Source organism: Mesobacillus jeotgali, assembly GCF_900166585.1.
Classification (GTDB): domain Bacteria; phylum Bacillota; class Bacilli; order Bacillales; family Cytobacillaceae; genus Mesobacillus; species Mesobacillus jeotgali_A.
Genome location: NZ_FVZC01000009.1, coordinates 2,164,402 through 2,177,965, shown reverse-complemented (window position 1 = coordinate 2,177,965; position 13,564 = coordinate 2,164,402). Strand labels below are relative to the sequence as shown.

Sequence of the window (13,564 nt, the reverse complement as noted above, 5' to 3'; positions counted from 1 at the left end):
TCAAGGTTAAAGACAACCTTATGAGGAAGGGAGTCCAGTCATAAGGGTGTTTATCGAGGTTAAAGACACCCTTATGAGGAAGGGAGTCCAGTCATAAGGGTGTTTATCGAGGTTAAAGGCGCCCTTATGAGGAAGGGTGCCCAGCCATAAGGGTGTTTATCGAGGTTAAAGACATCCTTATGAGGGAGGAAGCACATACATAAGGGCGTTTATCAAGGTTAAAGACAACTTTATGAGGAAGGGAGTCCAGTCATAAGGGTGTTTATCGAGGTTAAAGACACCCTTATGAGGAAGGGAGTCCAGTCATAAGGGTGCATATCAAGCGAAAAGATACCTAATGAGAAAACTTCCCGCACATATGGTAACTAATAAAAGGCCAGCTGCATTTAAATAAGGGAACTTCTAGCGATTAGCATAAATATCGGGGATATCATGCCCAGTAATCATTATCCACTACAGTTTACTTGTACAAAAAAAAGACTGAAGACAAGCTCCCTTTTTAATAAGTGAGCTTGTCTTCAGTCGGGAACCTCCTAAACAAGGAGGCTTGAAACGCACTAGGCATTGCTTATTGATTTTTAAAATATCGTGCCAGGCCTTCAAAAATTCCGTTAGCTACTGATTCTTGATACTGCTGTGTGTTGACTAGCATTTCCTCTGCGGGGTTACTTAAATATCCCAGTTCGAGGAGAACGGCTGCCTGTCTGTTTTCCCTGATGACGTGATAGTCGCCGAAGCGGGTGCCTCGGTCCTTTAGCATCGTGTTACTGACGACCGATGAATGGAGTTGTTGGCCCAGGGGTTTTTGCTTTGAATTATAATAATAAGTTGTCATGCCCCTGACAGACCTGTCATTGATGCTGTCGTAATGAATGCTGATGAATGCGTCGGCATTATGATAATGAGAGCTGCTTACTCTTGATCCGAGTGAGATATATTGATCATTGTTTCTCGTCAGGATGGCGTTCGTACCGGCAGCTCTAAGCTTTTCATAAAGAAGTTGTGCCGTTTTCAGAGTGAGTGTTTTTTCCAGGGTCCCTCTCACGCCAGTTGTCCCATTGTCCCGGCCGCCATGCCCTGGGTCAATGACAATGGTTTTATTTTTTGTATGCTTTTCTGCTCCAGGACGTTCTATTTGCGGTGCATTTCCCTGGACAGAAACAATCCACCCAGCAACAAAGCCGGTTGTTCCATTAGGCAGTACAATTTTATACCAGTCTTTTTCGACACTGATGATTTCATAGCTGTCACCCTGATTTGCACGGTAAATGACCGGTGCACTTGTACTTGGCCCTTTGCGTATGTTTGTTCCATTATGCAGCATGGATACATTACTGTTTTTGACGGTCTGGTTTGGTGCTGCTGTGGGACCGTTTTTCTTTGTGTCAAAAAACCAGCCTGCCGCCCATCCTGTTTTGCCAGGCTGATATTCGATTTTGATCCATTTGTTTTGTTCATCAAGGATTTTAAAACTTTGTCCTTTTGAAACAGAACCGACGACACGGCCATTGAGGGAATTTTTATCACGGACATTTAGGCTTGATGCTGTTACCGTCCCTGTGAATTGATCTGCAGGTGCAGGAGAGGCAATGTCTGGTGCCGATGCTCCATTTATCTTCAGAAATTCCGAACTTACCCAGGCTTTTTTTCCTTCATATGTAATTTCTGCCCAGCCATTAGACTGAGAGTGAACTGGTACAACAGCTCCATTGTTTAATTGTCCCACTCTCCTGGCGTTTAACGATGGTTTTTCCCTTACATTCAGAGAAGTTGCTCCAACAGTACCACTTGATTTGCCAGCACTTGAAGCCGAGGTTGACGGTTTGGCTGTGTCCGTCTTGCTCTTTTTTGACTTTATGTACTCATTGGAAACCCAGCCTCTTAAAGCAGAAGTCCGTACCTCCGCCCAACTGCCTTTTAAGCTTAGAATCTCAACAGCCTGTCCAATATTAAAAGATCCTATGACATCGTAGCTGGTTCCGGGGCCTTTTCGGACTCTCAGACCATCGACGGTCACGCTGCCGGAATTGTCAGCTGGTGTTTGAGCAACAACTGGCTTGGCAGCTTCTCTGGCAGTGAACCACTGTGCTACCCACCCTTGTTTGCTGCCTCCTAGGCTGATCTGGATCCAGTCCCCTTGTTCCTTAATGATTGAAAACCTATCTCCCTTTTTAACCGCCCCAGTAACCGGGTAACTCAGACCTGGTCCATTCCTGACATTCAGGCTTGTGGCAGTAATTGAAACACTTCCGTTATCTGCTCTGGCTGTTTTCAAAGCTGGCAGGTTCCCAAAAATAAGAATCAAGCAAAGGATGATAGGAACCATTTTCTTTATGGGCATGATCTCCCTCCCTCTCTTTTTTTATAAGAGTCTTATAAAAATATATTACCGGAATTTACCGGCAAAATCACGAAGACTTTTTTCTTATATCGGAACTGATAAGGAAAACTTCAATAGGAAAAAAAGTATATAAAATTATAGAAGGGTGGGAAGAATAATAGGCAATAACTATTGGAAGGTGATACCATGCGGTTTAGTGATAAAGGAATGTCTGCTTCTTCCGCCGATAATCAATTGTTTGGAGTGGACTTTCATGATTTTATCCAGAAAGAACAAAACTCCCAGGTAGTAGAATTAGCATCTGAATTCGGGCTTTCTTTGCGTGACGTGAGAAAATTGAAAAAACAGCTTGAGCGTTCTTGAATTGTGCTTGACAATGCAAATTGTACTCCGTATTATAATATAAATAAAATATTATACGAAAACATACCGTTGATGGAGCATAGTAACCGGGATACAGGTGGCAAGAGAGGAAATGCCGTGGCTGAAAGCATTTCTGCATCATGACTTGGTGAATGAACACTCCGTAGGATTTTCTCTGAACATCGGGAGCACCGAAAGTAGGAGAAGACGTAGGCAGGCGTTAACTGTTAAAGAGGAAGTGCTGAATGGCGCTTCAATTAGGGTGGCACCGCGGGAATCAAAGCTCTCGTCCCTTGTTATTACAGCAAGGGATTGGGGGCTTTTTTGCATTTCTTTTTAATTTCACTTTGAGAAATGTCCAGCTCCGGCCCTCGAAAAGCCTGTACATCCTGCCAATGAAACAACTTTACGGCAGGCCCTTCATGACTTTTCGGGGCTGACCCAGGCGCTTGCGCTCTTTAAAATACATATTGATCTAATGAATGGAGGAGGATGAACTGTGTCGAATCAAATTAAAATACCAAGGGGAACACAGGACATTTTGCCAGGCCAGACTGAAAAATGGCAGCTTATCGAGGCGAAAGCAAGAGAACTTTGTGAAAGATACCAATATCGGGAGATCAGGACACCGATTTTTGAGCATACAGAATTATTCCTTCGAGGTGTTGGTGATACAACGGATATCGTTCAAAAAGAAATGTACACATTTACTGACAGAGGAGATCGCAGCCTGACTTTGCGTCCAGAGGGAACAGCAGCGGCTGTCCGCTCTTTTGTGGAACATAAAATGTTCGGTAATCCAAACCAGCCCGTAAAGCTTTATTACATGGGGCCGATGTTCCGTTACGAACGTCCTCAGGCAGGTCGATTCCGCCAATTTGTCCAGTTCGGGATAGAAGCAATGGGAAGTGCGGATCCAGCAATTGATGCTGAAGTAATTTCTCTCGCGATGGGTATTTACCAGGAATTGGGGCTGAAGAAGCTGAAGTTAGTGGTTAATAGCCTGGGAGACAAAGAGAGCCGTTCAGCGCACAGAGAAGCGCTTGTTAACCACTTCAAGCCAAGAATCGGAGAATTCTGCGGCGATTGCCAGAACCGCCTTGAAAAAAATCCGATGCGCATCCTCGATTGCAAAGCGGACCGAGAACACGAGCTGATGAAAACAGCTCCATCCATAATTGATTATTTAACAGATGATTCCTCTCAATATTTTAACAAAGTCACGAAATACTTGACAGAGCTTGGGATTAAATTTGAAATCGATGCAAATCTCGTACGCGGCCTGGATTATTACAACCACACTGCTTTTGAAATTATGAGTGATGCTGAAGGCTTCGGGGCCATAACCACGCTTTGCGGCGGCGGCAGATACAATGGCCTTGTCGAGGAAATCGGCGGTCCGGAAACACCAGGTATCGGTTTTGCCCTGAGTATCGAGAGATTGCTTGCTGCACTAGATGCGGAAGGTGTCGAACTGCCGGTCAAAGAAGAAATCGATTGCTATCTCGTTTCTCTTGGGGATGATGCAAAAGATTATACAGTTGGTCTGCTGCACAAGTTGCGGATGGCAGGATTTTCGGCAGAACGTGATTACCTGGACCGTAAAATCAAAGCTCAATTCAAGGCTGCAGACAGGGTCAGAGCGAAGTATGTAGCGGTTCTCGGTGAAGACGAGTTGAAAGAAAACAAAATCAATCTTAAGTCAATGGCAGACGGTGAGCAAACTGAACTGCCACTTGAGAGTTTTATTGAAAAATTCAAGGAAATCTGTAGATAGTGGGGGAGTTTACATGTTTGGGAGATCATATTTTTGCGGCGAAGTAACTGAAAAGGCAATTGGTGAAAAGGTAACGCTGAAAGGCTGGGTTCAAAAGCGCCGGGACCTTGGCGGGCTTATTTTCATCGACCTCCGAGACAGGACTGGGCTAGTACAGATTGTATTTAATCCTGATGTTTCACAAGAGGCGCTCTCCATAGCGGATAAGGTACGGACAGAATACGTTCTTGACGTAAAGGGGAAGGTCATTGCCCGTGCAGAAGGCAGTGTGAATGAAAATCTCAAAACTGGAAAGATTGAAATCCAGGTTGAAGAATTGACAATCATCAATGAAGCGAAAACCACTCCGTTTGTAATTGCAGACAAAACCGATGTTTCAGAAGATGTGCGATTGAAATACCGATATTTGGACCTTCGCCGCCCGGTCATGTTCGAGACCTTCAGGATGAGGCACCAGGTTACGAAAGCGATCCGTGATTACCTGGATGGGGAAGGCTTCCTCGATGTTGAAACACCAATTTTAACAAAGAGCACGCCTGAAGGAGCGAGGGACTATCTCGTACCAAGCCGTGTACATCCCGGAGAATTCTACGCACTTCCACAATCACCGCAGATTTTCAAGCAGCTGATGATGGTTGGCGGCTTCGAGCGTTATTACCAGATTGCCCGCTGTTTCCGTGATGAAGACCTTCGTGCTGACCGCCAGCCGGAATTCACACAAATAGACATTGAAACCAGCTTCATGAGCCAGGAAGATATCATGAACCTTACTGAAGGAATGATGGAAAAGGTCATGAAGGATGTGAAAGGAATGGATGTTACAGTTCCATTCCCACGGATGAGTTACGAAGAGGCAATGAGCCGCTTTGGTTCCGACAAGCCGGATACCCGTTTTGGAATGGAGCTTGTCGACCTTTCTGAAACCGTCAAGGATTCAGGATTCAAGGTATTTGCATCGGCAGTCGCTAATGGCGGCCAGGTGAAGGCGATTAATGTCAAGGGAGCAGCAGCCAATTATTCTCGCAAGGATATCGATGGCCTGACTGAATTTGTAGCCGTATACGGAGCGAAAGGATTGGCATGGCTGAAATCTGAAGAGGATGGACTAAAAGGTCCAATCTCTAAATTCTTCGGGGAAGAAGAGCAGTCAGCTTTAATAGCCCAACTTGATGTGACAGCCGGCGACCTTCTATTATTTGTAGCCGATAAGAAAAATGTTGTAGCAGATGCGCTTGGTGCATTACGCGTAAAGCTTGGAAAAGAGCTCGAACTGATCGATCAGAGCAAATTTAACTTCCTTTGGGTTACAGACTGGCCTCTATTAGAGTTTGACGAGGAAGCAAATCGATATTTTGCAGCACACCATCCTTTTACGATGCCAGTTCGTGAAGAAGTTCCAATGCTTGAGAGCGATCCAGCCAATGTGAAAGCACAGGCCTATGACCTTGTCCTGAATGGCTACGAGCTCGGCGGCGGATCATTGAGGATTTTTGAAAGAGATGTACAGGAGAAAATGTTCTCTGTGCTTGGCTTTACTAAAGAACAGGCATACGAACAGTTTGGTTTCCTGCTTGAAGCATTCGAATATGGAACACCTCCACATGGTGGAATTGCACTTGGACTCGATAGAATGGTCATGCTTCTTGCCGGCAGAACCAACCTGCGCGACACGATTGCATTTCCGAAAACCGCAAGCGCCAGCGATCTATTGACAGACGCTCCTGGCGAAGTGAGCGAGGCACAGCTGGATGAATTGCATTTGTCACTAAATGTCAAAAAAGACCAATAATATCCAGCTGTCATTTTCTTGAAGTCAATCAAAGCCTGTGGTAATATAATTACAACAGATGAAGAGTCCTGATGTGTTCGTTGTTTAACCTGAAGTTTTGACCTAACATCTATCCTTCGGGAGTTCGCGTTTTCGGGCCGCGTAAAAGCCTCTGGCTAGAGGACTTACAGAAACCTGGAACAGGGCACCCACCTGCTGAGAGCGGGTTCAAGACGAAGGCATCCAACACGACGGCACGATTGGGACTCTTCCTACATATGTAAATTAAAACCATGCATACGCATGGTTTTTTTGTGCCTTGAATCGATTAGTGAGTGATCAAATTTACCAGGAAATAACTTTAGCAGCATCGATGTTAATGGGCAAAATGACTGGATGATGGTCAGTTGCAGTACAGGGTTTTTAATGGACACTTATCTGTAGTTCGGGATCCACGTTTGTCCGATAACGAGCTTCTAACGGACATTTTTTCGGAGTATAGTCCTATGATTGTCCGATAGAGGTCTTCAAATGGACACTTATCTGTAGTTCGGGGTCCACGTTTGTCCGATAGCGAGCTTCTAACGGACATTTTTTCGGAGTATAGCTCTATGATTGTCCGATAGAGGTCTTCTAATGGACACTTATCTGTAGTTCGGGATCCACGTTTGTCCGATAGCGAGCTTCTAACGGACATTTTTTCGGAGTATAGCCCTATGATTGTCCGATAGAGGTCTTCTAATGGACACTTATCTGTAGTTCGGGATCCATGTTTGTCCGATAGCGAGCTTCTAACGGACATTTTTTCGGAGTATAGCTCTATGATTGTCCGATAGAGGTTTTCTAATGGACACTTATCTGTAGTTCGGGATCCATGTTTGTCCGATAGCGAGCTTCTAACGGACATTTTTTCGGAGTATAGCTCTATGATCGTCCGATAGAGGTCTTCTAATGGACACTTATCTGTAGTTCGGGATCCATGTTTGTCCGATAGCGAGCTTCTAACGGACATTTTTTCGGAGTATAGCTCTATGATCGTCCGATAGAGGTCTTCTAATGGACACTTATCTGTAGTTCGGGATCCACGTTTGTCCGATAACGTGCTTCTAACGGACATTTTTTCGGAGTATAGCCCTATGATTGTCCGATAGAGGTCTTCTAATGGACACTTATCTGTTGTTCGAGATCCACGTTTGTCCGATAGCGAGCTTATCTATTTAGTTATGATTTCGCTTCCCAAAAATTAAAGTATACTCATTAATTCCTATAAAAATACTTGAATTTAAGAGTGGGTATGTTATATTCAAAAGCGGGTATAGATAGTAACACTAAACTTAAATTTGGAGTGAGTCCGGATGCTTCATCAATTTTCAAGAAATGAACTGGCCATCGGCAAAGAAGGCCTTGATATAATGAAAAACAGTACTGTAGCCGTTTTAGGAATCGGCGGTGTTGGTTCTTTTGCTGCAGAAGCGCTGGCGAGATCCGGCGTTGGAAAACTTATTTTGATTGATAAAGATGATGTTGATATCACGAATGTCAATCGGCAGCTAATTGCTCTGCTTTCGACTGTCGGCAAGCAGAAGGTAGAGGTGATGCGTGACAGAATCATGGATATTAATCCTGAATGTGAAGTTATTGCACTGAAAATGTTCTATACTGAAGAAACATATGAAGAGATATTTGGCTACGATCTCGATTTCATTGTCGATGCTTCAGATACGATTTCTTATAAGATTCATCTGATCAAGGAATCCATCAAACGAGGTATCCCGATGATTTCCAGTATGGGTGCAGCGAATAAGATGGACCCTACGCGTTTCCAGATTGCTGATATCTTTAAGACGCATACAGATCCGCTTGCGAAGGTCATCCGTACTCGCCTTCGTAAAGAAGGAATCAAACAAGGGATTCCGGTTGTTTTCTCTGACGAAAGCCCAATCGTAATCAGGGAGGATGTCAGGAAAGAGGTAGGGAATGACAATGCGGAAATCCGCAAAGCAAAAATGCCTCCTTCATCGAATGCATTTGTTCCGTCTGTTGCGGGACTTATCATGGCTAGCCATGTTGTCAGGGAATTATTAAAAGACATCGAGATCCAGCGAGTCAACAGTTAAAAAAAGCGGCAAGGACCCAAAAGGAGGTCCTGCCGCTTATTTTTTATGTCCCGTGATTTTTTCATAGATTGCTGCGATCGCCTGTTCAAACTTCCCTGTCCTCTTAGGCTTATAGTATACCTTGTTTTTGATCCTGTCGGGGAGGTACTGTTGTTTGACCCAGCCGCCCTCGTAATCATGCGGATATAAGTAATCTACGCCTCTTCCAAGATCCTTGGCTCCTTTGTAATGGGCGTCCTTCAAATGGTCAGGAACCTCACCGCTGATGCCAGAGCGAATATCTGCAAGTGCCGAGTCAATAGCCGCATAAGCAGAATTAGACTTTGGAGACAGACATAGCTCGATAACTGCATTAGCTAAAGGAATGCGGGCCTCCGGGAAACCAACTCTTTCCGCTGCTTCAATGGCTGCCAGTGTCCTTTGCCCAGCCTGGGGACTTGCCAATCCGATATCTTCATAGGCTATGACAAGAAGCCTGCGGTTGATGCTGACAATGTCACCCGCTTCAATCAATCTTCCAAGATAGTGGAGTGCTGCATTCACATCGCTACCCCTGATGGACTTCTGAAAGCCGGACAGGACATCATAGTGGGCATCGCCATCTTTATCATGTGAGAGACTCTTCTTTTGCATGCATTCCTCAGCTGCCGATTCATCGATATGGATGACTCCATTTTCATCTGGTTGAGTAGAAAGGACTGCAAGCTCAAGGGCATTTAATGAGCTTCTTACATCTCCGCCCGAGGCAGTGGCAAAATGGGTCAGTGCCTGTTCAGTAATATCGATCTCCAAGTCTCCCATGCCTCTTTCTTCATCGGCAATTGCCCTGAGTAAGGCTTTTTTTATATCTTCTGGTTCAAGAGGCTTCAATTCAAATATCTGGCATCTTGATCGGATGGCTGGATTGATCGCATGGTACGGATTGCTCGTTGTTGCCCCGATGAGGACAATCATCCCATTTTCAAGGTATGGAAGCAGGAAATCTTGTTTCGCTTTGTCAAGTCTGTGGACCTCATCAAGCAAAAGAATGACTTTACCAGACATCTTTGCTTCTGCTGCCACCACTTCCATGTCTTTTTTATTATTCGTCACAGCATTCAGTGTCCTGAACGCGAAATTCGTGCTTCCGGCAATTGCGCTGGCAATTGAGGTTTTGCCAATGCCAGGCGGTCCATAAAGAATCATGGACGATAATTGTCTTGCCTTGACCATTCTGTTTATGATTTTACCTTCAGCTACTAGATGGGACTGGCCGATCACTTCTTCAATGGTCCGGGGTCTCATCCTGAAAGCAAGAGGTTTAAGGTTCATGCTCATCGCTCCAATAAGACGTAAATTTCGTGTATATATACAATAACACGAACATGGGACTTGCGCATTGACCATGCAATTTATGCTATAATGTCAAAAGCCTACCTATTGACTAAGGATTTTGTTAAAATTTATAGTGTGAGAATGCCATATGGGGCATTATGAATATATCGTTTGAAAATCTTATTGATAGAACAATGGAATAGAGGTGCAGTATGAAAATATCCACGAAAGGGCGCTACGGACTGACAATTATGATCGAGCTTGCCAAGAATTATGGAGAAGGACCGATTTCTTTAAAGTCCATTGCCCAAACCAACGATTTATCAGAGCATTATTTAGAACAGCTGGTTGCACCGCTCAGGAATGCGGGACTTGTAAAAAGCATCAGAGGGGCGTATGGCGGTTATATCCTCGGTTCGGAGCCATCAAATATCTCAGCCGGCGACATTATCAGGGTCCTTGAAGGCCCAATCAGCATAGTCGAAGGCATTGAGGACGAGGAACCTGCCAAGCGGGAGCTTTGGACGCGAATCAGGGATGCCGTTAAAGATGTACTGGACAACACCACGATTGAAGACCTCGCCAACCATACCGACAATTTTGGCGAATCAGATGCTTATATGTTTTATATTTAAATAAAAATCTTCTGAAGAGAGGGTAAAAGTTTGAATAGAATTTATTTGGACCATGCGGCCACTACACCGATGCATCCAGAAGTCCTGGCTGAAATGGTAAAGGTCATGGAATCGGAGTTTGGCAATCCTTCAAGCATCCATCATTTCGGGCGCGAGGCCAGAAGAATCCTTGATGATACTCGTGACGAACTGGCAAAGAGCATCGGAACAAAAGGAAATAATATTATTTTTACAAGCGGCGGAACGGAAGCGGATAACCTGGCTATCATTGGCTATGCGGAAAATAATCGTTCAAAAGGAAACCATATCATCACATCGCAGGTTGAACACCATGCTGTGCTGCATAGCTGCGAGGAGCTGGAAAAGCGAGGTTTTGAGGTCACCTACCTCCCAGTCGATGGAAATGGCCGTGTTTCCATGGAGGCATTTGAAGATGCCTTACGAGAAGACACAATACTGGTTACCATCATGTATGGTAATAATGAGGTTGGCACGATCCAGCCGATCGCAGAGATTGGAAAATGCCTTGCTGAACACCAGGCGGTTTTCCATACAGATGCTGTGCAGGCTTACGGGATTGAGAAGTTAGACGTAGAAGAGCTGAAAGTTGATTTGCTTTCTGTTTCAGCCCATAAAATTAATGGCCCAAAAGGAATTGGTTTTCTTTATATCCGTGATGGAATTAAGCTGGCTCGCCAGCTGTTCGGCGGAGAACAGGAAAGGAAGCGCCGGGCAGGCACGGAAAATGTAGCAGCCATTGCAGGATTCCGGAAAGCAGTCCAGTTATCGCAAATGGACCTTGATACCAAACGCGCCTTCTATAATGATTTAAAAAACCGTTATATCGAAAAGCTTGAAGATGGTGGAATCTCTTTCCAGCTGAACGGATTGCTTGATAATACACTGCCACATATTTTAAACTTAAGCTTTCCTGGTACAAATGTCGAAGCCATGCTTGTCAATCTGGACCTTGCTGGAATCGCGGCATCAAGCGGTTCAGCATGCACAGCTGGTTCCATCGATCCATCGCATGTGCTGGTGGCAATGTTCGGGAAAGAATCTGAAAAACTGACAAACTCGATCCGCTTCAGTTTCGGATTACACAATACCAAGGAACAAATTGATAAAGCTGCACACGATACAGCGGAAATTGTCCAGAGACTGGCGAAAAACAGTCCGGCTTAAGGGCAAAATAGGATTAATGGAAGAGAAAAGAGGTGAAGCATAATGGAAAAATCACCTAAGGACACTAGAGTGGTGGTTGGTATGTCAGGGGGCGTTGACTCATCCGTGGCTGCGCTGATTCTTAAGGAACAGGGCTATGATGTAATCGGGATCTTCATGAAGAACTGGGATGATACTGATGAAAACGGGGTCTGCACAGCTACGGAGGATTACGAAGACGTAATCCGTGTCTGCAACCAGATTGGAATTCCATATTATGCAGTCAATTTTGAAAAACAATATTGGGATAAGGTTTTCACTTATTTCCTTGATGAATATAAAGCTGGCAGGACGCCAAACCCCGATGTTATGTGCAATAAAGAAATCAAATTCAAAGCATTTCTTGAGCATGCAATGAACCTGGGGGCGGATTACCTTGCCACCGGCCATTATGCCCGTGTGGAAGACCGTGATGGGGAGAGAAAGATGCTCCGTGGACTTGATGAGAATAAGGATCAGACTTATTTCTTGAATCAGCTGAACCAAAGCCAGCTGGAAAAAGTCCTGTTCCCGATCGGCAATCTGGAGAAATCACGGGTAAGGGAACTTGCTAAGGAAGCAGAATTAGCCACTGCAACAAAAAAAGACAGTACAGGTATCTGTTTCATTGGCGAAAGGAATTTCAAGGAATTTCTTGGGAATTATCTTCCAGCCCAGCCGGGAAATATGGAAACAATGAACGGTGAGGTAAAAGGCAAGCATGACGGCTTGATGTATTATACGATCGGCCAGCGCCAGGGCCTCGGAATTGGCGGTGCAGGCGAACCTTGGTTTGTTGTAGGTAAGGACCTGGAACGCAATGTTCTGCTTGTGGAACAAGGATTTCATAACGAATTGCTTTATTCTGACAGTATTACGGCTGTGAATGTCAGCTTTGTATCTGACAAACCGAAGGCGAAGACATTTGATTGCACAGCCAAATTCCGTTACCGCCAGCCTGATAATGCTGTAACGGTTGAACTTCAGGATGATGGAACGGCAAAAGTGATTTTCAAAGAACCAATCCGCGCAGTCACTCCTGGACAAGCTGTTGTATTCTATGACGGAGAAGAATGTCTTGGCGGCGGTACGATTGATGAAATTTTCAAAAACGGAAACAAGCTGACATATGTCGGCTGATCCTGTTTCAATCCCCGGCGGGCTAGTTTCGCCGGGGATTGTTTTTTTTCATAGTGGCTCATAGAAGTGCCACACTGAAAGGGATTGGATTTATGTAATTATTAAATCTGCACAACTATCGTTAAAGAGAACCTGATTAATTCAGTAAAAAACTTAAAGAAGTAATCATGCTTATTAAGATACAAGATAAATATGATATACTTTCATGGAGAATGGGGTGTGTAATATGGATAAAAACCAGACTGGTATTGAATTGATGAGAGAAGGCAAATGGGAGGATGCAGCCAAAGCTTTTGCTGAAGCGATTGAAGAGCAGCCGAAAGACCCTGTTGCATACATAAACTTCGGAAACGTACTTACTGCGGTAGGTGATACCGAAAGAGCGATTAATTTTTATGATAAGGCGATCAATCTTGATGAAAATGCCACTGCAGCCTATTACAGCAAGGGTGGCGTTTATTATGACAGCCAAAATTTCAGCGAAGCAAAAGATATGTTTGAAATCGCCCTAAAAAAAGGGCTTGAAACTGGAGATAATTTTTTTATGCTGGGAATGAGCCTTGCGAATTTGGGAAACAGAAAACTGGCATTGCCATATCTGCAGCGCAGTACAGAACTTCTTGAAAATGATGCTGAAGCTCTTTTCCAATACGGACTTTGTCTGGCAAGGGAAGATTTTATTGATGAAGCGATTGCTGTTCTGGAGCAGGCAGTCATACTCGACCCTGAGCATGCAGATGCGTTTTATAATCTGGGAGTGGCTTATGGTTACAAAGAAAATGGCGACAAGGCCCTTGAAATGTTCAATCGTGCACTGGAGGTTCAGCCCGATCATTTGCTTGCAGGCCATGGAAAGAAATTGATTGAAGGGCAAGGCAACGATTAAAAAAAGAAATCCGTGGAAAG

At 44.5% G+C, this 13,564-nt stretch carries 10 protein-coding genes, 1 other RNA gene and 1 other annotated feature; of the genes, 9 read left to right on the top strand and 2 right to left on the bottom strand.

The genetic code is table 11. The features are described from left to right. Window positions 1-568: 568 nt before the first annotated feature. Window positions 569-2,341: an SH3 domain-containing protein gene (locus B5X77_RS21115; protein ID WP_079509870.1), complete on the bottom strand. Its 1,773-nt coding sequence runs from the start codon at window positions 2,339-2,341 to the stop codon at window positions 569-571. Between the two features lie 186 nt (window positions 2,342-2,527). Here B5X77_RS21115 and B5X77_RS23515 point away from each other — a divergent pair, with 186 nt between their 5' ends. The 5 genes from B5X77_RS23515 to B5X77_RS21090 all read left to right on the top strand — a co-directional run bounded on the left by B5X77_RS23515 (window position 2,528) and on the right by B5X77_RS21090 (window position 8,366). Continuing rightward, entirely contained in the window at window positions 2,528-2,704 is a 177-nt protein-coding gene (locus tag B5X77_RS23515) for a hypothetical protein (protein ID WP_176167391.1), read from the top strand. Window positions 2,705-2,764: 60 nt separating this feature from the next. Continuing rightward, window positions 2,765-3,001 (top strand) — a binding site (T-box leader). A gap of 202 nt (window positions 3,002-3,203) precedes the next feature. Further along, window positions 3,204-4,481: a histidine--tRNA ligase gene (hisS, locus tag B5X77_RS21105; RefSeq protein WP_257391868.1), complete on the top strand. Its 1,278-nt coding sequence runs from the start codon at window positions 3,204-3,206 to the stop codon at window positions 4,479-4,481. Window positions 4,482-4,494: 13 nt separating this feature from the next. After that, window positions 4,495-6,270: an aspartate--tRNA ligase gene (gene aspS / locus B5X77_RS21100; RefSeq protein WP_079509868.1), complete on the top strand. Its 1,776-nt coding sequence runs from the start codon at window positions 4,495-4,497 to the stop codon at window positions 6,268-6,270. 62 nt (window positions 6,271-6,332) lie between these two features. Beyond that, a non-coding RNA gene (gene ssrS, locus B5X77_RS21095) (6S RNA) lies at window positions 6,333-6,520 on the top strand. 1,084 nt (window positions 6,521-7,604) lie between these two features. After that, a complete protein-coding gene (locus B5X77_RS21090) occupies window positions 7,605-8,366 on the top strand; it encodes a tRNA threonylcarbamoyladenosine dehydratase (RefSeq protein ID WP_079509867.1) in 762 nt (253 codons plus the stop codon). Between the two features lie 36 nt (window positions 8,367-8,402). Here the strand turns inward: B5X77_RS21090 and B5X77_RS21085 are convergent, their stop codons facing one another. After that, window positions 8,403-9,677 carry a replication-associated recombination protein A gene (locus tag B5X77_RS21085; protein WP_079509866.1) on the bottom strand — a complete coding sequence of 425 codons (1,275 nt, stop codon included), beginning with the start codon at window positions 9,675-9,677 and terminating at the stop codon, window positions 8,403-8,405. Window positions 9,678-9,892: 215 nt separating this feature from the next. On the opposite strand from B5X77_RS21085, the gene cymR reads away from it, so the two are divergent. The 4 genes from cymR (at window position 9,893) to B5X77_RS21065 (ending at window position 13,544) form a co-directional block, all read left to right on the top strand. Next, window positions 9,893-10,315, top strand: coding sequence for a cysteine metabolism transcriptional regulator CymR (gene cymR / locus B5X77_RS21080; RefSeq protein ID WP_079509865.1), 423 nt, complete (start codon window positions 9,893-9,895; stop codon window positions 10,313-10,315). Between the two features lie 30 nt (window positions 10,316-10,345). After that, window positions 10,346-11,500, top strand: a complete 1,155-nt coding sequence (locus tag B5X77_RS21075) for a cysteine desulfurase family protein (RefSeq protein ID WP_079509864.1) — start codon at window positions 10,346-10,348, stop codon at window positions 11,498-11,500. 42 nt (window positions 11,501-11,542) lie between these two features. After that, window positions 11,543-12,658 carry a tRNA 2-thiouridine(34) synthase MnmA gene (gene mnmA, locus B5X77_RS21070; protein WP_079509863.1) on the top strand — a complete coding sequence of 372 codons (1,116 nt, stop codon included), beginning with the start codon at window positions 11,543-11,545 and terminating at the stop codon, window positions 12,656-12,658. Between the two features lie 226 nt (window positions 12,659-12,884). Beyond that, window positions 12,885-13,544 carry a tetratricopeptide repeat protein gene (locus B5X77_RS21065; RefSeq protein WP_079509862.1) on the top strand — a complete coding sequence of 220 codons (660 nt, stop codon included), beginning with the start codon at window positions 12,885-12,887 and terminating at the stop codon, window positions 13,542-13,544. The last annotated feature ends 20 nt before the right edge of the window (window positions 13,545-13,564 follow it).

Coding starts and splice junctions, on each gene's coding strand:
- B5X77_RS21115 (WP_079509870.1), bottom strand. CDS start 2,341: ATGCCCATAAAGAAAATGGTTCCTATCATCCTTTGCTTGATTCTTATT.
- B5X77_RS23515 (WP_176167391.1), top strand. CDS start 2,528: ATGCGGTTTAGTGATAAAGGAATGTCTGCTTCTTCCGCCGATAATCAA.
- aspS (WP_079509868.1), top strand. CDS start 4,495: ATGTTTGGGAGATCATATTTTTGCGGCGAAGTAACTGAAAAGGCAATT.
- B5X77_RS21090 (WP_079509867.1), top strand. CDS start 7,605: ATGCTTCATCAATTTTCAAGAAATGAACTGGCCATCGGCAAAGAAGGC.
- B5X77_RS21085 (WP_079509866.1), bottom strand. CDS start 9,677: ATGAACCTTAAACCTCTTGCTTTCAGGATGAGACCCCGGACCATTGAA.
- cymR (WP_079509865.1), top strand. CDS start 9,893: ATGAAAATATCCACGAAAGGGCGCTACGGACTGACAATTATGATCGAG.
- mnmA (WP_079509863.1), top strand. CDS start 11,543: ATGGAAAAATCACCTAAGGACACTAGAGTGGTGGTTGGTATGTCAGGG.
- B5X77_RS21065 (WP_079509862.1), top strand. CDS start 12,885: ATGGATAAAAACCAGACTGGTATTGAATTGATGAGAGAAGGCAAATGG.